We start from the raw sequence: 18418 nt of genomic DNA on the forward strand, positions 1-18418 counted from the left end.
GGGCCTTTTTACTGGCGGCCGCGGTTGGTGCGGACATGGACCACCTCTCATCGTGTTACTTCTGTGGGACCGCGCTCGACGAGCAACTGCAGGAGTACGCCGTCGTGCCGCCCGCGTTCCGCGACGCCGAGCGCGACGTCACGACCGCAACCCTGTGTCCGACCTGCCAGCAGAAACTCGAACGTGTCCTCGACGCGGTCGTCGCGGCCGCGGAGGGGGCCGAATCCGTCAGTTCAGACGCCACGTCCGGTGGCGACGCGGGGACCGACGAGGCGGAGCCCGCAGGTGATGCCGACGAAGGAACTGCGGGCGCTGGGGCGCGCGACGTCCTCGTCGACCCGGACGAGGCCATCGACTCGCCCGACGAGGACGACATCACGGCCGCGGACGTGACAGCGATGGCCGGGGACGTCGACGCGGACGTCCTCGAAGACGAGGAAGCCGACGCCGACGAGGAACTCCAGGATGCGATGAACCCCGACGTCCCCGAGGAGTTCCGGTCCGGCGGTGAGACTGCCGACGAATCGGTCGAGGAGACGGCGGGAGACGACGAGGTGGCCGACGAAGCGCCGGACGACGAGGCGGACCCGCTGGCCGACAGCGGGACCGGGGCGGGTGGGGGCGACGCTTCCCGATCTGACGGCGTGAAGTCGGCGGACGAGACGGAAGCCGACGACGGTACCGACGCGGGGCAGTCGGCAGCGGACGACGCTGGCGCGGACGGGCAGGTGGCCGGGGAGGACGCTGACGTGGACGCGCCAGCGAGCGACGAGGGTGCGGCCGACGCGACGCCCAGCGCGCAGGCGAGCATCTCGGCGCTGGAGTACAACAAGGTGATGCGGTTGCTCCAGAACCGGGAGTTTCCGGTCGACCGGGCGGAGATAGAGACCGTCGCGGCCAACGCCTACGACCTCTCCCGGAGCGAGTGCGCGGCGGTCATCGACCTCGCCGTCGACCGGGGGCTCATCGCCGAGACCGACGGCCAGCTCGCCCGGCCGGAGTAGGGCGGACAGCCTTACGGACCAGCGCGGGCAAGGTCCACGTATGCACTGTGGCGAACTCTGCCAGCGGCTCGACGAGGAACTGGAGACGGCGGCCTACGCCGACGTGGACGCGAGCGCGAACGGACTCCAGGTGGGACCCGCCGCGACGCAGGTCGACCACGTCGCCTTCGCCGTCGACGCCGCCGTCGAGACCATCGACCGCGCGGCCGAGGCGGGTGCGGACCTGCTGGTCACCCACCACGGCCTCATCTGGGACGGCATCGAGCGCCTGACGGGCAAGCACTACCGCCGCATCGCGCCGCTTCTCGACGACGACCTCGCGCTGTACGTCTCCCACCTTCCGCTCGACGGGCACCAGTCGCTGGGCAACGCCGCGGGCGTCGCGGACGTACTGGAGTTGAGCAACCGCGCGCCCTTCGGCACGATGGGCGAGCAGTTCATCGGCCAGCGCGGGACGGCCGCAGACCCCTTCACCGCCCCGGAGCTGCGCGACACGCTGGCGGCGGAACTGGACACCGGCGGCCGGGACGTCCAGCTACTCGATTTTGGCCCAGCGGAGATACGCGATGTCGCCATCGTCACCGGCAGCGGCGTCGACTGGCTGGACGAGGCCATCGAAGACGGCGTGGACGCACTGGTCACCGGCGAGGGCAAGCAGTTCGCCTATCACGAGGCCCGCGAGGCGGGCATCCACGTCGTGCTCGCGGGTCACTACGCGACGGAGACCTTCGGGGTGCGCGCGCTGCAGGACCTCGTCGCCGACTGGGGGCTGCGGACGACCTACATCGACCACCCGACCGGGCTGTAGTCAGGCCATCGCCGCGTCGGTCACCGACGGGTTCGCGCGCATGTAGGCCACGAGGTCGTCGACGTAGCTCGCAAGCGGCGGGCACTCGATACCGGCCCCCGCGAGCGCGCGGCTGGTGTTGGGACAGACGTACCGCGTCGGGTGCGCGAGGTAGTCGAACGAGGCCGGCTCGACGCCGAGTAGCCGCTCCAGGCCCGGCACCCGCTCGACGAATCGGCGGCCCAGCCTGGCGTGGACCGGCACGCGGACGACGCGGCTCCCGACCGCCTCGCCACAGATATCCACCAGCCGCCGGACCGTCGGCGGGTTCGGGTCACAGAGCTGGTAGACCGCCCCCGCAGTGTCCGCGCGGCCGCTCAGGTGGGCGATTGCGTCCACGACGAAGTCCCGCGGGACGGCGTTGAACTCGTAGCGCCGCGACGGCGGCTGGACTGGCGCGACGGCGATCCCGGGCTGGCGGTCGAGCAGGCCCAGCAGGTAGTAGAGGCCGTCGTACTTGTCGGTCGCGCCGGTCTCGCTGTCGCCGACGGCGATGGCCGGCCGGTAGATGGTCGTCGGCAGGTCGTCCATCCGCGCCTGCACTGCGACTTCGGCCTCGAACTTGGTGGCCTCGTAGTGGTTGTTGAACGACTGGCCGACGTCGAGGTCGTCGGGGCCGAAGGCGCCGTCGTGGCGGCCGCTGACGTAGCAGGTGCTGACGTAGTGCAACCGGTCGACGGCCGCGCGCTGTGCGAAGTCGAGCACGCGCCCGGTCCCGTCGACGTTGACCTGCTCGGCGGGCTCCCGGTCGACGCCGAGGTCGTAGATGGCCGCGAGGTGGTAGCACGCGTCGGCCTCCCGGCGGTGGCGTTCCGGGTCGTCGAGCCCCAGTTCGGAGTCCGTGATGTCGCCGGTGACGAGAGTGAGGCTGTCGTCGCTGACGCCGACCCGCTCGCGGATTGCTCGCGCCCGGTCGCGGGCCTGCTCCCGGTAGTGTGACTGGACGAGACAGGTGACGGACTCGCCGCGGGCGAGCAGTCGCTCCGTCAGCGCAGAGCCCAGAAACCCGGGGAAGCCGGTGAGGAACGCAGTCATCGCAACCCCAGCCGTTGCATGACCCGGAGATACGCCGACAGTCCCCCCGCGACGAGACGGTTCGGGACGCCAGGCGGCGGCGCGATGGGGTGACCACCCTGGACGGTGACGCTCTGGGACTGGGTGTACTTCTCGAAGCCCTCGTCGCCGTGGCGACGGCCGATGCCGGACTCCTTCCGCCCGCCCATCGGCGCGTCTATCGAGCCCCACATCGCGACGTGGGCGTCGTTGACGGCGACGGTGCCACAGTCCATCCGCCGGGCGACGTCCCTGCCGGCGGCGGTGTCGTCGGTCCAGACGGTGCCGTGGAGGCCGTACGTCGAGTCGTTGGCTCGTTCGACCGCGGCGTCGTCGTCGGGGACGGCTTCGACGGTCACGACCGGACCGAACGTCTCCTCGCAGGCGACGGAGGCCGAGTCGGGCACGTCGGTCAGGACGGTCGGCTCGTAGGCGAACGGAGCGACGTCGGGTCGTCGCCGGCCGCCCGTCAGCACTGTCGCGCCCGCGTCGACGGCCTCCTCGACGTGGGTCGCCACCTTCTCCAGCTGACGCTCGGAGACCAGCGAGCCGACGTCGGGGCCGTAGTCGAACCGGGTTCCGACCTCCAGCGCGCGCGTCCGTCCGACGAGTCGCTCGCAAAAGTCGTCGTAGCGGGAGTCGTGGACGTAGATTCGCTCGACGGCGATACAGAGTTGTCCGGCGCTGGCGAAGGCTCCCCGGACCGCGCCGGTGACGGTCCGGTCTAGCGGCGCGTCCGCACGGACGACCATCGGTCCCTTCCCGCCGAGTTCCAGCGAGACCGGCGTGAGCTCACGACCCGCCCGGGCGGCCACCTCGCGACCGACCGCCGTACTCCCGGTGAAACTGACGTGGTCGACGGCCTCGACCAGCGCCGGCCCGAGCCGCTCGCCGTCGCCGGTGACGACCTGCACGAGTTCGTTCGGGACGCCCGCTTCCCGGAGCAGTTCCGCCGCGAACAGCGCGGTGTATGGCGTCGCCTCGGCGGGTTTGACGACGACGGCGTTGCCCGCCAGCAACGCCGGCAGTGCGTCCGACACCGAGAGCGTCAGCGGGTAGTTCCACGGCGTGACGAATCCCGCGACGCCGTACGGGTCGCGGTGCTCACGGACGCGCGTCAGCCCCGGGACGACACCCGTCCGCCGCTCGGGTGCCAGGTACTCCGGCGCTTTGTCGGCGTAGTGGCCCGCGGTCAGCTGGACGTCGAGGACCTCCTCCATCGCGTCCAGGCGGGCCTTGCCACTCTCCAGTTGCACGAGGTCGAGCAGGTCCGCCTGCCGCTCGCGGACCAGCGACCGGAACCGCTCGACTGCGGCGACCCGCTCGCTGACGGGGCGACCAGCCCACGGCTCCTGTGCCTCGCGTGCGCGCTCGACCGCTCGACGCAGGTTGTCGGGCGTGCACGCGGGCACCTCGCCGACCGCCTCGCCGGTGAACGGTGCGGTCACGTTGAGGGTCTCCGCAGTCCCTGTGTCGACGTCGGCGGCGAGGGTGTCCAGCGACGGTCCGTCGTAACCGGCGGGTGGGTCGGCTGTCACTCCCCGCTGGTAAGGGGCCGGCCAGGAAACATCTTGTCCCGGCGGCGACCGGCAACCGCGCCGTTGAAACCGCCCGGTCTCCCACCCCTACCCAATGACAGACGACTCCGACCGCGAGGCGTTCGACCACGACCCGGTAGGGCACGCGGAGGTCCAGGCAGGGATGACCGTCGCCGAACTCGCCGAGAGCTACGGCGACGCCGGCATCGGCGCGACGGCGGTCCACGAGGCAGTCGACGTCACCGCCGAGATGTTCGGCGACGACGACGTCAGCGTCTTCCTCGGCCTGGCCGGCGCGATGGTCCCCGGCGGGATGCGGGCCGTCGTCGCAGACCTCATCCGGGACGGGTACGTCGACGCGCTGGTCACCACCGGCGCGAACCTCACTCACGACACCATCGAAGCCATCGGCGGCAAGCACCATCACGGCGAGGAGGTCGCCGAGGGGTCGACGATGCGCGAACACGACGAACAACTGCGCGACGAGGGCGTCGACCGCATCTACAACGTCTACCTCCCCCAGGAGCACTTCGCGGCCTTCGAATCGCACCTCCGCGAGGAGGTCTTCCCGGTTCTTGCCGACGAGGGAACCGTCAGCATCCAGCGGCTCACCGAGGAACTGGGACGGGCGAACAGCGAGGTCAACGACCGCGAGGAGGTCGCCGAGAAACCCGGCATCGCCGCGGCGGCCTACGAACACGACGTGCCGGTCTACTGTCCTGCGGTGCAGGACTCCGTGCTCGGCATCCAGGCGTGGATGTACTCACAGACCTCCGACTTCTCGCTGGACGCGCTGGCCGACATGGACACGCTGACCGACCAGGCCTTCGAGGCCGAGCAGGCGGGCGCGCTGGTGGTCGGCGGCGGCGTCCCGAAGAACTACGTCCTCCAGACGATGCTGGTCTCGCCGGACGCCTACGACTACGCGGTCCAGTTGACGATGGATCCGCCACAGACCGGCGGGCTCTCCGGCGCGACGCTGGACGAGGCCCGCTCGTGGGGGAAACTGGAGAAGGCCGCCCGCAACGTGTCCGTCTACGCCGACGCGACGATTACGCTCCCGCTCGTCGTCGCCGCCGCCCGCGAACGAATCAGGGAGTGACCGCTTCTCTCGTTAGCTCCGCTGGCTGTCGAGGTATCCCTGTCTGCTGGCGATGGCGACTCCCACCAGCAGGACGCCGACGACGAGCAGCAGGAGCGACTGCGCGCTGAGCGTCCCGAGTATCTTCCCGGCGAATCCGACGGCCACGTCCTGGATTGCCTGCACGTCCTCGCCGTTCACCTGGTCCCTGATGAACGTCTCGGTCGGTCCGGTGGCGAGTGACGCACCGACGAAACTCAAGAGTCCGACAACGCCGAGTGCGACCCCGGTCGTCAGCGCCGTCGTCTCCAGGGACCGCGAGATGAGGTAGAGCAACCCGATGAGCACGAGCGCGAGCACCGGCAGGACGAGGTTCGCCGTATCGAGCAACTGGACGTTGCTCGCCAGCCTGTCGAGTTGCTGGCGGTCCTGTGGTGCAAGCTCCTCGCCCGCCGAGATGGCGTCGGGGACCTGTTCGTCTATCTGCTGGGCCGCCAGACGCGCGGCTTCGTCGGCCAGTCGGCTCTCGGCGGCGTCCATCCGGCTGGAGAACTCCTGGTACGAGGTATCCGTCGCCAGCCCGTCGATGACGGCCACCTGCAGGTCGATGGCGGCCCCGGTCACGTTCTCCGAGAAGTCCTGTGTCGCCTGTCGGGTCTCCTCGCGGACGCGCTGTTTGGCCGTCTCGGCGCGGTCCGCCAGTTCCTCGTCTATCTCGCGGCTGAGTCGCCCGTCCTCTTCCTCGAGAATCCGCTGTCGGAGTGCCTGCCGTATCTGGTCCTCCTGCTGGGTGACAATTTGCTCTTTCTCCGCATCCGTGTACTGTCGGGGGTCCTCGCCGATGAGCATGAGCAGTTCGTCGTTGCTCGCCTGCTGGAACGCCTCGTCGACGAGGCGGTCGAGGACGGCCTCGCGAACGTCGCTGCGGAACTGGTCGCGGACGTCCTGATACCCGGACTGGCTCGACCGCATCCGGCTGATCCGGTCACCGGTTATCTCGATGGGGACGTCGCCCGTCGACGGCGCGTACTGGTCGACGAGGTCCGCGACGCTGACGTCCCTGACCTGGTCGCCGACAGCGTCGGCCAGCCCCTCCTTCAGCGGCACCATGTCGATTCGCAGCACCAGGTCCGAGCGTTGCCCGTGCAGGAACTCGTACAGCCGAAAGAGGTTCGCTCGCGACTGGTTCCTGACGTACTCGGCCGTGACCGTCTCCTCGACCAGCGCCGTCGCGTCGATGCTGTCCTGTATCGCCGCCGGTAACTGCTCGCTCTGCCCCGGAGCCGCCCGTTCGACCTCGGTGGTGACGGCGTCGACGGTGATGTCACGGAGTTCGTTGTACCCGTCCTCCTCGGCGAGCGACTGGTCCACGAAATTCGCGTTCAACACCGTTCGCTCGGTGGTCATCACGACGTTCGCCGCGCCGACGCTGGTGACCAGCAACAGCGCCACCACGACGAGGCCGGCCTTCCGGGCGGCACTCATGGCCGCTCACCGGTCCTCTGTGTCTCCAGAAACGTCACTACTGCCCCGCTGCTCCGACAGTCCCGTGCCATTGTTGCGGTACGCTTCCCACCTTGCCTACATAATGGTATGTGGCTTGTGGCCGCCGACCCCGGCAGGAAACGGCTGTGCCTTTTAGTCGTCGGGCACCTACCGTCGACCGGCCGATGACGAACCCTGTGTTCCGAGCCGCGGGAGCTACCACTTCCCGGCGACGACGAACCCTATGAGTACCGAGGCCTCCTCATCTACCAGTGGCTGTCACTCCCGGCATCGACGGCCCGGTACGTCCGGAACACTGACAACTGGATACTGGACAAACACTTTTGGTGATGTTTCGTCTACATTTCTGTGCCATGTCATCTCAAGACAGACGCACGTTTCTCAAGGTGAGCGGCGCAGTGCTCGGGGGTATCGCCGTCGGGTCGACCGTCACGGCCGCGACATCGACCGACCGGTACATCGTAGATACGACCGGAGTAAACGCGCTCGACGGCGTAGACGTCATCCACGCGCTGGATGCAGTCGACGTCGCTGTCGTCCGGGGTGACGAGTCCCGGGTCGCGGCCCTCTCCGAGCGCTACGAGCCGGATGTCTCATACCAGCTCGACCGCCCGAGCGACGGAACCCTCCAGAAGCAGTACGAGTCCGACTCCGGCACGGGAGGCGGCGGCCAAGCCAACGGAAAGGGGCAGTCCGGCGGGAGTTCGACCGCGAGTGCGACCGACGAACCGCTCTATCCCCTCCAGTGGGACAAACAGGCGCTGGACGTCCCGGCCGTCCACGACGTCACTCGCGGGGAGGGTACCAGAATCGCCATCGTCGACAGCGGCGTCGCAGCAGGTCATCCCGACCTCCAGCACGCGGTGAACACGACCCTGTCCCGGAACTTCACGACCGACGACTACGGCGCTGGGGCTCCCTACGCCGGGTACCACGGCACCCACGTCGCCGGCATCGCCGCCGCGAACGGTCGCAACGGCGAAGGCGTCGTCGGGACTGCACCGGCGACGGAAGTCGTCGACTGTCGGGTCTTCTCGCCCACCTACGCCGGGGCCTTCTTCGGGGACATCCTGGCGGCAATCGTCTACAGCGCGAACGTCGACTGCGACGTCGCGAACCTGAGCCTGGGCGCGTACCCGATTCCCCGCGAGGGCTTCGGCGGCTTTTACGGCAAGTCGCTCAACCGTACGATGACCTACGTCAACAAGGAGGGGACGCTGCTGTGCATCGCGGCCGGGAACGACAGCGCGGACCTCCAGCACGACGGCGACTTCATCAGTCTCCCGAACGAGGGGGCACAGGCGGTCAGCGTCAGCGCCACCGGCCCTATCGGCTACAGGTGGGACGCCGACGGCGACGGCGAGACGCTGGACCTCGACGACCCGCCCGAGAGCCCGGCGGGCTACACGAACTACGGGACCAACGCCGTCGACCTCGGTGCGCCGGGCGGCGACTACGACCTCGGCGCTATCGGGACGGGGGTCCCGTGGTACTACGACCTCGTGCTGAGCACGTTTGCGGAGCCGCAGTTCACGAAGAGCGGCAAGTACCTCGGAGCGGAGTACAGTTACAGCTGGGTCGCCGGAACCAGCATGGCGGCACCACAGGTGGCGGGTGCCGCCGCCCTCGTCCGGAGTCAGTATCCGGACCTCGGCGCCGACCAGGTGGAGTCGCGGCTGAAACGTGCGGCTGACGTCCCCGACGGCTACGACAAGACGTACTACGGCAGCGGCTTTCTGAACATTCTCGACGCTCTGTAAGTGGCTACTAATCTGTACTTGACGTACTACTAATCTATCCTCTACGTACGAAAAACGCATATATACTGCCACTGTGACGGGGTAAGACGAGATGTTACGTGAGAGTAACCGTGAGGACCTGTCGATTTCACGACGGCAGGTCCTCCAGGCAGCGGGGGCACTCGGGGCGGTTGGCGGACTCTCCGGGTTCGCCTCCGCAGCGGGGACAGCGGAGTTCAACGTCGGCGTCGCGGCGGGGGCCCGCGGCGCCGAACGGGCGGCAAAGCGGGCCGCAGACGCGGTGCGCAAGACCATCGACCTCGGTCCGTACGGCCGGGTCGTCGTCGGGCAGTTCGCACCGGAGGCGCGGGCGAACCTGCAGAACAACCCGAACGTCGAGTACGTCGAACCGAACTACGCCGCGGAGAAACTGGAGACGCTGCCGTGGGGTGTCGACCGCGTCGACGCGGACGTACTCCACGACAACGGTGACACTGGCGCGGGGGCAACCATCGCAATCCTCGATACGGGGGTCGACGACGACCACCCCGACCTGGCGGCCAACGTCGACCCGAACCTCGGTGCAGCCTTCGGGTCCGCCTGTGGTTCCGAGAGCGGCGGCTGCCGGTACGGACGCGAGGGGTACAACGGCAACGACTGCAACTACGAGTGGTCCGACGACGACGACCACGGGACCCACGTCGCCGGCACCGCCAGCGCCGTCCGGGGCAACAGCGAGGGGGTCGCTGGCGGCGTCTCGACGGAGGCGACCATCATGCCGGTGAAGGTACTCAGCGGCTGTGGATCGGGCACGTACGCCGACATCGCCGACGGCGTCAAGTACGCTGCCGACAACGGTGCCGACGTCGTCAACATGTCCCTGGGCGGCGGCTCCAGTGACTCGACGCTGCGAAACGCCTGCAAGTACGCATCCGACAACGGTGTCGTCCTCGTGGCGGCGGCGGGCAACGACGGTCCCTGCTCGGACTGCGTCTCCTACCCGGCGAGCTACGACACGGTGATGGCCGTCTCGGCCACCGACAGCGACGACTCGCTCGCGGACTACTCCTCGACCGGCTCGGAAGTCGAACTCGCCGCTCCCGGGACAGGCATCCTCTCGACCATCCCGCCCGAGAGCGAGGACGACTCGAACGACGGCTACGAGAGGTTCTCCGGCACGTCGATGGCGACGCCGCACGTCGCGGGCGCGGCCGGGCAGGTGGCCGCGAGCGGCAGCCTGAGTAACGCGGAGATTCGCCAGCAACTGACCGACTCCGCCGAGGACGTCGGCCTCGCCGCCAACGAACAGGGTGCAGGTCTCCTCGACGCCGAGGCCGCCGTCGGAAGCTCGTCGAGTGACTCCGCACCCGGCGTCTCGTGGGTAACTCCGAGCGACGGCGGGACTGTCAGCGGGACCGTCACGGTACAGATAGACGCCTCGGATGCGGAGAACGACCCCGGGACGCTGAACGTCGACTGGATTCTCGGCAGCAGTTCCCGGGTGACCACCTACAGTTCGGACTCCGGCTACTACGAGGACTCCTGGGATAGCACCGCTGTCTCCGACGGGAGCTACGACCTGACTGCCGAGGCGACCGATTCGGCGGGCAACACCACCACTGCGACTATCACCGTCACCGTCGACAACACCGAGAGCGCGCCCGCCGTCGACAGCCTCTCCGCGAGCGAAGTCGAGACGAGCGACGGCGACGCGGAGTTCGACGCGGACTGGTCGGTCTCCGACAGCGACGGTAACCTCTCGTCGGTCGACCTCGTGCTCACGCAGGACTCTGACGGGTCGACGGAGGACACTGCAACCGTCAGCGTCTCCGGCGATACCGCCAGCGGGACGACCCGGCTCGTGGCCGCCGGCGACGAGGGTACGGGCAATTCCTACACGGTCGACGCGACTGTCACCGATGGGGCCGGGAAGACGGATTCCGTGACGGCCTCGGCGGCCGAGTCGGAGAGTGCGCCCGCCGTCGACAGCCTCTCCGCAAGCGAAGTCGAGACGAGCGATTCCGACGCCGAGTTCGACGTCTCCTGGGGCGTCAGCGACGCCGACGGCGACCTCTCGTCGGTCGAATTGAGCTTGACCGACGACACCGACAGCGAGAACGAGGACTCGGTGACTGTCACTGTCTCCGGCGATACCGCCAGCGGGACGACCCGCCTGGTCGCCGCCGGCGACGAGGGGTCCGGAAACAGCTACACGGTCGAGGCAACCGTCACCGACTCCTATGAGAATACCGGCTCCAGGTCGACAGCCGTCAGCGAAACCGAGAGCACCAACGCCGCGCCATCGGCGAGCATCGACGCGCTGAATAACCGGAGCAATCCGCGGTGGGACCGCTACGAAGTCGACTGGAGAGCCGGCGACGCCGACGGCAACCTCGACACGGTGGTCGTCGAGATGCTCGACTCCGCAGGGAACGTGCTCGATTCCGTGACGAGGAACGTCAGCGGCTCCGCCGCGTCGGGCGTCGACGAGGTCCGCAGCAAGCAAACCGGGGCAACGGTCGCCGTGACCGTCACCGACACCGACGGGGCCTCCGACTCGGACTCCCGGTCAATCTGAGCCGTGCTCGACGGCACACTCGTCGTCGACGTCCACCCGTCGGCGGTCGAGTTCGCGTTCACCGTCAGCAACGCGGACACCGACCCCGTCGAGTTGACGTTCCGCTCCGGGAAGGTGGCCGACGTCGCGGTGTACGACGGCGACGCGGTGGTCTGGCGCTGGAGCGACGGCCGGATGTTCACCCAGGCGCTGCGGACCGACACCTTCGACCCCGGCGAGTCGTTCACGCACACGGCGACGTGGGAGCACCCGTCTCCTGGTTCCTACACCGCGGAGGCGACGCTCGAAGCGACGAACGCCGACCTCTCAGTGCGGCAGTCCTTTGCGGTCGAGGACTGACGGTCTACGACTGGGCGGTCCCGGTGTCGCTGCCGCCGCTGTCAGTTGGCGTCTCCGTCGCCTCGTAGACGACGTCGGTGTTGGTCGCGACGGGCTGGAGCAGGTAGCGGCTCCCCTGTCCGCGCTTGACCGGCGTGAAGTCCGCCACGAACCGGGTCCGCTGGTTCTCGCGGACCTCGAAGGACTGCTTGAACTGCAGCGGCGCGTTCCCGGGCGTGTCGACCTGCGCCTCGCCGCCGTCTGCGAGCGTGCCGTCGACGCTCGACACGTCGAGCTGGAGGAACTCGTAGGCCCCCGCGGCCACCTCGCGCTCGTCGACGAGGGAGGTGGCTCCGTCCTGTAACTCCACGAGGTCGGCGGTCTGGGGCTCGTCGAACTCGTGGTACTCGCGGGCCTCGCTCTCGTCGACGTCTTCTTCCGCCTGTTCGACCACCGTGCCGTCGGTCGTGTCGCCGTCGGTGCTGGTGCCGTCCGTGGTGTTGCCGTCACCACCCTCATCGCCGTCGTCGTCCTCACCGTCGTCCCCGTCCTCGCTGGCCGGTTTCAGCCAGATGCCCTGGATGGTGACGACGCAGGACTCGAAGTCGGCGATGTCGCCGGGCTGGTCGGTGACGGCGGTGGCGAGCGTCCCCGTCGCCGCCGCGGCGTCGCCCGTGCAACCGGCCAGTCCGACCGCACTCGCCGCGCCGACGGCACCGATTGCTTTCAGGTACGCACGTCTCGACGTCGTTGCGCTGTCGCTTTTCTGCATGCGACTGGTGGGTGGGACGCCGGGAGAATAAGCGGGGGAAGCGCCTAGCCCTGGTGTGTCCGGTTTTGGCCGAATTACGCCGATTTAAGGCGATTTCCCGGCTTCAGGAGAGGTCGAACTTCTGGGCGGCGGTCTGCATGTCCTTGTCGCCGCGGCCACAGAGGTTCACGAGCAGCGTGTCGTGGCGGTCCTCCTGGGCGAGTTTCTTCGCCAGCGCGATGGCGTGGCTCGGCTCCAGCGCGGGGATGATGCCCTCCGCGCGGGACAGTTCCTGGAAGGCGTCCAGTGCCTCCTCGTCGGTGATGGCGTGGTACTCCGCCCTGCCCAGCGACTGGAGGGCGGCGTGTTCCGGGCCGACGGCGGGGTAGTCCAGGCCAGCGGAGACGGAGTGGTTCTCGGTGTCCTCGTCGATGACCTTCGTCATCATCCCCTGGAACACCTGGGGTTCCTCCTGCTTGGACCTCGACAGCGGCGCGGAGTGGTGGGTGTCGTCGGTCCCGCCGGGTTCCGCGCCGTACAGCGCCACGTCATCCTCCTTGAACGCGTGGAACAGGCCGATGGCGTTGGAGCCGCCGCCGACGCAGGCGACGCAGGCGTCGGGCAGGTCGCCGTGGAGTTCCTGAATCTGCTCGCGGGCCTCGTGGCCGATGACCGACTGGAACTCCCGGACCATCCGCGGGAAGGGGTCGGGGCCGACGGCGCTGCCGACGAGGTAGTGGGTCTCCTCCATGTTCGCAGCGAAGTCCTCCAGGGCGGCGTCGACGGCCTCGGCCAGCCCCTCGTTGCCGCGGGTGACCTCCTCGACTTCCGCGCCGAGCAGGCGCATGCGGAAGACGTTCATCTCCTGGCGCTGGATGTCCTTGCGGCCCATGTAGACCTTCACGGGGAGGTCGAGCAAGGCGCCGACCATCGCCGTCGCGGTGCCGTGCTGGCCGGCCCCCGTCTCGGCGATGAGGCGCTCCTTGCCGGCCTTCTTCGCGAGCAGGCCCTGCCCGAGCGTGTTGTTGAGCTTGTGGGCACCGCCGTGGAGCAGGTCCTCGTGTTTGAAGTAGATGTTCGCGTCCCAGCGCTCGCTCAGCGTCTCCGCGTGGAAGACGGGCGTCGGGCGACCGCCGTAGTGTTTCAGGTAGTACTGGAACTCCTCCTGGAACTCCTCGGTGGGAACGACTGTCTCGAAGGCCTCTGCGAGCTGTGCGAGCGGTTCCTCCAGCGGCTCCGGCACGTGCCGACCGCCGAATTCCTCGAACTCTCCTTCCATGCTCCCGTCTGTGTGTGGCGTCGACATAGGTGTTGTGTCAGCCGATTCCGTCGAGGACGGGCCAGCGAGCGAACGAACTGGGGAGTCGTCGATCTGCGCCAGCCGGACATATATTATCGTCCAGGCCCTGACTATGACTGCAATGTTCTGCAGCAAAGACAAGCACGCGAAACGCGGCGCGACGGCAGGCGCGAGCATCGGCGCGGCACTCGGCAGCCCGCTCGGTCCCGTCGGGGCCGGCATCGGTGCCGGCTTCGGCGGCGCGACGGGCTACCTCGCCGGAACCGCCCGGGACCGCCTCGGTCCCTGACGAGGCCCGTTCGCTGCGGGTTCCGACGGCCGTAACGGGGATTTACCTCCGCCTCCGAGAGGCCCCTATGTCAGACGGGACGCCGGTCGACGGGCGCGACGAACCCGCGACCGGCGACGACGACCACGCCGAACTGCTCTCGGAACTGGACTCGCACGACCTCGCGCTGGCGATGGACGCCGTCGCAGCCAGCGACGCCGACGCTTTCGACTTCGACCCCGGCGCGGACCCCGACGAGGTCTTCCCGCAGTCGGTCGCAAGCGGGGGACCGACGCCGACCGGCGTCATCCTCTGGACGCGGGTCGACCCGGACGCCTTCGACGCCGGCCGGCCGCTGGCCGTCCAGGTGGCGACCGACGACTCCTTCGACGAGGTGGTCTACGACGGCGTCGTCACCGACGGCGAGCGCATTGCCGCCCACGACTACACCGTCAAGGTCGACCTCGACGGCCAGCTCTCCCCCGACACCGAGTACGCCTACCGGTTCGTCTACGGCGAGACCGCCTCCCGGACCGGCCACTGCCGGACGCTGCCCCGGCCCGATGACTCGCCCGAGTCAGTCCGCTTCGCCGTGCTCACCTGCCAGAACTACCTCAACGGCTACTTCCCGGCGCTGCACTACGTCGCCGAGGAGGACGTGGACTTCATCGTCCACCTGGGCGATTTCATCTACGAGTCCGACGACGGCCACTTCAAGGGACTCGGCTCGTACGACTATCCCGGCCGCGAACTCTCCCTGCCGAGTGGCTTCGACCGGGTCCACGGACTCGACGACTACCGCTATCTCCACCGGACGTATCGCACCGACCGCTTCCTCCAGGAGGCGCTGGAGTCGCACACGCTCGTCGCCGGCTGGGACGACCACGAGATGGTCAACGACATCTACTGGGACCACCGCACGGACGCCCCAGCGGGCGACCACCCCCGCAGCGACGACCCGGAGTTCATGACCGAACTCGTCGCCGACGCGATGCACGCCTGGTGGGAGTACATGCCCGCCCGCGTCGAGTACGACCCCGCCGGCAACTCGCTGCAGGAGCGCTTCCGGCTCTGGCGGAAACTGGAGTTCGGCGACCTCGTCTCGCTGGTGATGACCGACGAGCGGCTCTTTCGGGACCCGCCACGCGAAGCGATTCCGACGCCGGACAACGTGGGACCGCACCGCGAACCACCCGGCCGGACGATGCTCGGCGAGGAGCAGCGGGAGTGGCTCGTCGAGACGCTGACGACCGACGGGAACCTGTGGACGGTCTGGGCCGACGAGGTGCTGACTGTGCCGTTCCGACTCGGGTCGGGGCCGCTGTCGGTTTACCCGGTCCAGGGAGGGTGGGACGGCTACACCCGCGAGCGCCAGCGCATCTCCGAGGCCGTCGCCGAGGCGGAGGTGGACAACTACGTCACGCTCACCGGGGACATGCACTGCTACGTCGCGGGGTACAACCAGACGTCCTACCCCGGCCGCGTCACCGGGGGCGAGGGCGTCGCCCAGGGCGAGCGCATCGGCGTGGAGTTCATGACCCCGGCCACGACGTCGCTGAACGCCGCCGAAGCGTTGCACCTGACCCGTGGCCTGCGCGGCAAGCTAACCGAACCGCTCCTGTCGAAACTCGTCACCGCGATGAACCCCCACATCGAGTTCTTCGACAGCCACAACTGGGGGTACTCCGTCGTGGAGTTCACCCGCGACGAGTGCACGTACGTCGCTTACGCCGTCGACAAGACAGTCGACTCCCCGGACGCCGACCGCGACGTGGTCGCCGCATACCGCGTGCCAGAGGGTGTCGTGAACCTCGACGACGTCACCGACCAGTACAGCGGGTAGTGGGCCGCTGCCGACTCCTGACGGCACCTGAGTGGACGAATGTCCAGCGCATTTTAATACTGATATTATCTTCGGAACCCTTATCCGTGGTCCGGTGATTGAGTTAATTGCAATGGTAAACGGTAAGGTTGATTTCTTCAACGACACTGGCGGCTACGGTTTCATCGCGACTGAGGACTCCGACGACGACGTTTTCTTCCACATGGAGGACGTGGGCGGCGAGGATCTCACTGAAGGGACGGAACTCGAATTCGACATCGAACAGGCACCGAAGGGCCCGCGCGCGACGAACGTCGTCCGCAACTAAGCCCCGACGCAGAACGTAGAGACTTTTTCAGTCTTTCTGACCGGCCAGCGACGGCGCCGGCGGTTCGAACGACCGGACGATACACTCGCCGACTGGCGAGTACGTCTCCGGTCGGAGATTGCCGCAAGACGTGGACAACTCGGTCCCCGACAGGCGGGCTGGCGAACCGTAGCGGGCCGTGGTAACGGCTCCCTCGGAACCCTTATGCCCCGTACTGGCGTCTATCCAGTTGCAATGGCAAACGGTAAGGTTGATTTCTTCAACGACACTGGCGGTTACGGTTTCATCGAGACTGAGGATGCGGACGACGACGTTTTCTTCCACATGGAGGACATCGGCGGCCCGGACCTCGAAGAGGGACAGGAAGTAGAGTTCGACATCGAAGACGCCCCCAAGGGCCCCCGCGCGACGAACGTCCAGCGCGTCTAAGGACGACGGAGGACCGCGGTTTTTCAGGCAGTAACTGCTCCGCAGTGACTACGCTCGGTCGGCACAGCGGAAACCCGCAAGGTGCTAACCGGGGAGGTGCTGGTAGAACGCCAGATATGGACAGAACGCCGGGCACGGCCCGTGCTGGAGCGTGTCCTGGGTCCTGGAAACGTCACGTACAGGGTTCTTGGAGACTTCACGCGCAGCTACGGCTGTCGAAAAAACTTCACGTACAGCTACTGCTGTCCAAAACGGACCAGAAAGCAGTGAATCGACGGAAAACCGGGTCGCTATTCGATGTGGCCTTCGCGGCGGAGCTGGTCGGCCGCCTGGCCGTCGTAGCGCCACTCGACGTTGGCCTTCTCGTCCTGCCAGTCCCACGGCTCGGCCAGCACGACGTCGTCCTCGTTAATCCAGGTCCGGAACTTCATGCGACCGGGAATCCGGCCCATGCGGGTCTTGCCGTCTGCACACTGCAGTCGGACGTGGTTCCCACCGAGATGTTCTGTTACTACGGCGAATACTTCGTTGTCGTTGGGCATTCGCAGATTGCGACGCCCTCTCTCCTCACTCATACTCCTACTAGGCAGGGTGGACATATAAGTCGTCTCAGATGTGCGGTAACGCGGCACAAGATGGGGCCCACCTCGCTCGTCGCGGGCGGGTGACCGCCGTCGTCCGGCCCGGACCGTGACGGACGCCGGACACAGAAGGATTCAAACCCTGGTGCCTCCGAGAGGGATGCAGATTCCAATGGGGTGGACACGCAGGGCCGTCCTCGCGAGCGGTGCGCTGGCGCTGTCGGGTTGTTCGGCGAGTCTCCGCGCTGGCCCGAACACGGCGCAGTCCACCATCGGCGGGGGCGTCGACGCCACCGTCGGCTTCGGCGGCGACGCGATGCTCGGCCGCAGCGTGACCGACCGCTGGGCGGGGCGGGACGCGGCGGGCGTCTGGGGCGGGCTTCGCTCGCGCCTTCAGTCGCTGGACGGGTTCGTCTGCAACCTGGAGTGTTGCATCTCCGAGGGCGGCGAGCGCTGGCCCGACAAGGTGTACTACTTCCGGGCTGCCCCGGACTTCGCCGTCCCTGCACTGGAGGCTGCCGGGACGAGCTGCGTCTCGCTGGCCAACAACCACGCGCTCGACTTCGGCGAATCCGCCCTCTCGGATACGCTCGGCCACCTCGACGACGCCGGCATCGGGGCCGCGGGTGCCGGTCCGGACCGCGAGGCGGCACTCGAACCCGCCGTCGTCCGGGCGGGGGAGGTGACCGTCGCCGTCGTCGCGCTCACGGACCAGTTCCGGCCGTATCGTGCCGGCCTCGCCAGCCCCGGGACCGCGTACCTGCGCCTCGATACCGGGGCCGAGCGCACGCTCAGGGAGGTCCGCTCGGCACTCTCCCGCGCCCGGGAGGCGGACCCGGACCTCGTCGTCGCTTCGCTGCACTGGGGGCCGAACTGGGTGATTGCCCCCGACCGCACGCAGCAGCGGCTTGCACGCTGGCTCGTCGACCGGGGCGTCGACGTCGTCCACGGCCACAGCGCGCACGTCCTGCAGGGGGTCGAGGTCTACCGCGGGCGGCCGATTCTCTACGACACGGCGGACATCGTCGACGACTACGTCGTCAAGGAGTCCCTGCACAACGACCGCAGCGCGCTGTTCGAACTGGTCGTCGAGGACGGGCAGTTCGCCGGCGTCCGCGTCGTCCCGGTCGTCATCGAAGACGAGACTGTCGGTCCGACCGATGGGGACGCTGCGGAGTGGGTCCGCGACCGCGTCCGGACGCTCTCGGGGGAGTTCGGCACGCCGATGGAACGCGACGGGAGCGCGCTGTGGATCCCGCTCGCGGACCGGTGAGT

Annotated in this window: 17 protein-coding genes; 11 read left to right on the forward strand and 6 right to left on the reverse strand. The window is 68.2% G+C overall.

All coding sequences use genetic code 11. The annotated features are described in order from the left end of the window. The first annotated feature begins 35 nt into the window (after positions 1 to 35). Entirely contained in the window at positions 36 to 1004 is a 969-nt protein-coding gene (locus WDJ57_RS17790) for a hypothetical protein (RefSeq protein ID WP_338902274.1), read from the forward strand. A gap of 40 nt (positions 1005 to 1044) precedes the next feature. After that, on the forward strand, positions 1045 to 1812 hold the full coding sequence (locus tag WDJ57_RS17795; RefSeq protein ID WP_338902275.1) for a Nif3-like dinuclear metal center hexameric protein: 768 nt from the start codon (positions 1045 to 1047) through the stop codon (positions 1810 to 1812). On the opposite strand, the gene WDJ57_RS17800 is transcribed toward WDJ57_RS17795, so the two are convergent. Next, positions 1813 to 2886, reverse strand: a complete 1074-nt coding sequence (locus WDJ57_RS17800) for an SDR family oxidoreductase (protein ID WP_338902276.1) — start codon at positions 2884 to 2886, stop codon at positions 1813 to 1815. Then, on the reverse strand, positions 2883 to 4442 hold the full coding sequence (locus WDJ57_RS17805; protein WP_338902277.1) for a succinic semialdehyde dehydrogenase: 1560 nt from the start codon (positions 4440 to 4442) through the stop codon (positions 2883 to 2885). The genes WDJ57_RS17800 and WDJ57_RS17805 overlap by 4 nt, the downstream gene beginning before the upstream one ends. A gap of 94 nt (positions 4443 to 4536) precedes the next feature. Here WDJ57_RS17805 and WDJ57_RS17810 point away from each other — a divergent pair, with 94 nt between their 5' ends. Continuing rightward, positions 4537 to 5544, forward strand: coding sequence for a deoxyhypusine synthase (locus WDJ57_RS17810; RefSeq protein ID WP_338902278.1), 1008 nt, complete (start codon positions 4537 to 4539; stop codon positions 5542 to 5544). A gap of 12 nt (positions 5545 to 5556) precedes the next feature. Here WDJ57_RS17810 and WDJ57_RS17815 read toward each other — a convergent pair whose 3' ends face one another. After that, positions 5557 to 7008 (reverse strand): hypothetical protein, encoded by a 1452-nt coding sequence (locus WDJ57_RS17815; RefSeq protein WP_338902280.1) that lies wholly within the window; start codon positions 7006 to 7008, stop codon positions 5557 to 5559. 374 nt (positions 7009 to 7382) lie between these two features. On the opposite strand from WDJ57_RS17815, the gene WDJ57_RS17820 reads away from it, so the two are divergent. The 3 genes from WDJ57_RS17820 (at position 7383) to WDJ57_RS17830 (ending at position 11685) form a co-directional block, all read left to right on the forward strand. Then, positions 7383 to 8789, forward strand: coding sequence for a S8 family serine peptidase (locus tag WDJ57_RS17820; RefSeq protein WP_338902281.1), 1407 nt, complete (start codon positions 7383 to 7385; stop codon positions 8787 to 8789). A 91-nt stretch (positions 8790 to 8880) separates the two neighbouring features. Further along, the gene (locus WDJ57_RS17825) at positions 8881 to 11346 is read left to right on the forward strand and encodes a S8 family serine peptidase (RefSeq protein WP_338902282.1); all 2466 of its coding nucleotides are present in this window, start codon (positions 8881 to 8883) and stop codon (positions 11344 to 11346) included. A 3-nt stretch (positions 11347 to 11349) separates the two neighbouring features. Further along, entirely contained in the window at positions 11350 to 11685 is a 336-nt protein-coding gene (locus WDJ57_RS17830; protein ID WP_338902283.1) for a BsuPI-related putative proteinase inhibitor, read from the forward strand. 4 nt (positions 11686 to 11689) lie between these two features. On the opposite strand, the gene WDJ57_RS17835 is transcribed toward WDJ57_RS17830, so the two are convergent. Both WDJ57_RS17835 and trpB read right to left on the reverse strand, forming a co-directional pair. Beyond that, positions 11690 to 12436, reverse strand: a complete 747-nt coding sequence (locus tag WDJ57_RS17835; RefSeq protein ID WP_338902285.1) for a DUF4382 domain-containing protein — start codon at positions 12434 to 12436, stop codon at positions 11690 to 11692. 103 nt (positions 12437 to 12539) lie between these two features. After that, positions 12540 to 13694, reverse strand: a complete 1155-nt coding sequence (gene trpB / locus WDJ57_RS17840; protein ID WP_338902286.1) for a tryptophan synthase subunit beta — start codon at positions 13692 to 13694, stop codon at positions 12540 to 12542. Between the two features lie 142 nt (positions 13695 to 13836). On the opposite strand from trpB, the gene WDJ57_RS17845 reads away from it, so the two are divergent. From WDJ57_RS17845 to WDJ57_RS17860, 4 genes are all read left to right on the forward strand, one after another. Next, positions 13837 to 14004, forward strand: a complete 168-nt coding sequence (locus tag WDJ57_RS17845) for a glycine zipper domain-containing protein (protein WP_338902288.1) — start codon at positions 13837 to 13839, stop codon at positions 14002 to 14004. Positions 14005 to 14071: 67 nt separating this feature from the next. Beyond that, positions 14072 to 15826 carry an alkaline phosphatase D family protein gene (locus WDJ57_RS17850; RefSeq protein WP_338902289.1) on the forward strand — a complete coding sequence of 585 codons (1755 nt, stop codon included), beginning with the start codon at positions 14072 to 14074 and terminating at the stop codon, positions 15824 to 15826. Between the two features lie 112 nt (positions 15827 to 15938). After that, positions 15939 to 16133: a cold-shock protein gene (locus tag WDJ57_RS17855; protein ID WP_338902290.1), complete on the forward strand. Its 195-nt coding sequence runs from the start codon at positions 15939 to 15941 to the stop codon at positions 16131 to 16133. Between the two features lie 234 nt (positions 16134 to 16367). Further along, entirely contained in the window at positions 16368 to 16562 is a 195-nt protein-coding gene (locus WDJ57_RS17860) for a cold-shock protein (protein ID WP_338902291.1), read from the forward strand. Between the two features lie 290 nt (positions 16563 to 16852). Here WDJ57_RS17860 and WDJ57_RS17865 read toward each other — a convergent pair whose 3' ends face one another. Continuing rightward, on the reverse strand, positions 16853 to 17137 hold the full coding sequence (locus WDJ57_RS17865; protein ID WP_380629942.1) for a translation initiation factor eIF-1A: 285 nt from the start codon (positions 17135 to 17137) through the stop codon (positions 16853 to 16855). Positions 17138 to 17315: 178 nt separating this feature from the next. On the opposite strand from WDJ57_RS17865, the gene WDJ57_RS17870 reads away from it, so the two are divergent. Next, positions 17316 to 18416, forward strand: a complete 1101-nt coding sequence (locus WDJ57_RS17870) for a CapA family protein (protein ID WP_338902292.1) — start codon at positions 17316 to 17318, stop codon at positions 18414 to 18416. The last annotated feature ends 2 nt before the right edge of the window (positions 18417 to 18418 follow it).

The sequence above is a fragment of the Salinibaculum sp. SYNS191 genome, from assembly GCF_037338445.1.
Taxonomy (GTDB): Archaea; Halobacteriota; Halobacteria; order Halobacteriales; family Haloarculaceae; genus Salinibaculum; species Salinibaculum marinum.

Coding starts and splice junctions, on each gene's coding strand:
- WDJ57_RS17790 (WP_338902274.1), top strand. CDS start 36: ATGGACCACCTCTCATCGTGTTACTTCTGTGGGACCGCGCTCGACGAG.
- WDJ57_RS17810 (WP_338902278.1), top strand. CDS start 4,537: ATGACAGACGACTCCGACCGCGAGGCGTTCGACCACGACCCGGTAGGG.
- WDJ57_RS17825 (WP_338902282.1), top strand. CDS start 8,881: ATGTTACGTGAGAGTAACCGTGAGGACCTGTCGATTTCACGACGGCAG.
- WDJ57_RS17800 (WP_338902276.1), bottom strand. CDS start 2,886: ATGACTGCGTTCCTCACCGGCTTCCCCGGGTTTCTGGGCTCTGCGCTG.
- WDJ57_RS17835 (WP_338902285.1), bottom strand. CDS start 12,436: ATGCAGAAAAGCGACAGCGCAACGACGTCGAGACGTGCGTACCTGAAA.
- WDJ57_RS17795 (WP_338902275.1), top strand. CDS start 1,045: ATGCACTGTGGCGAACTCTGCCAGCGGCTCGACGAGGAACTGGAGACG.
- WDJ57_RS17845 (WP_338902288.1), top strand. CDS start 13,837: ATGTTCTGCAGCAAAGACAAGCACGCGAAACGCGGCGCGACGGCAGGC.
- WDJ57_RS17820 (WP_338902281.1), top strand. CDS start 7,383: ATGTCATCTCAAGACAGACGCACGTTTCTCAAGGTGAGCGGCGCAGTG.
- WDJ57_RS17865 (WP_380629942.1), bottom strand. CDS start 17,137: ATGAGTGAGGAGAGAGGGCGTCGCAATCTGCGAATGCCCAACGACAAC.
- trpB (WP_338902286.1), bottom strand. CDS start 13,694: ATGGAAGGAGAGTTCGAGGAATTCGGCGGTCGGCACGTGCCGGAGCCG.
- WDJ57_RS17870 (WP_338902292.1), top strand. CDS start 17,316: ATGGGGTGGACACGCAGGGCCGTCCTCGCGAGCGGTGCGCTGGCGCTG.
- WDJ57_RS17860 (WP_338902291.1), top strand. CDS start 16,368: ATGGCAAACGGTAAGGTTGATTTCTTCAACGACACTGGCGGTTACGGT.
- WDJ57_RS17815 (WP_338902280.1), bottom strand. CDS start 7,008: ATGAGTGCCGCCCGGAAGGCCGGCCTCGTCGTGGTGGCGCTGTTGCTG.
- WDJ57_RS17850 (WP_338902289.1), top strand. CDS start 14,072: ATGTCAGACGGGACGCCGGTCGACGGGCGCGACGAACCCGCGACCGGC.
- WDJ57_RS17855 (WP_338902290.1), top strand. CDS start 15,939: ATGGTAAACGGTAAGGTTGATTTCTTCAACGACACTGGCGGCTACGGT.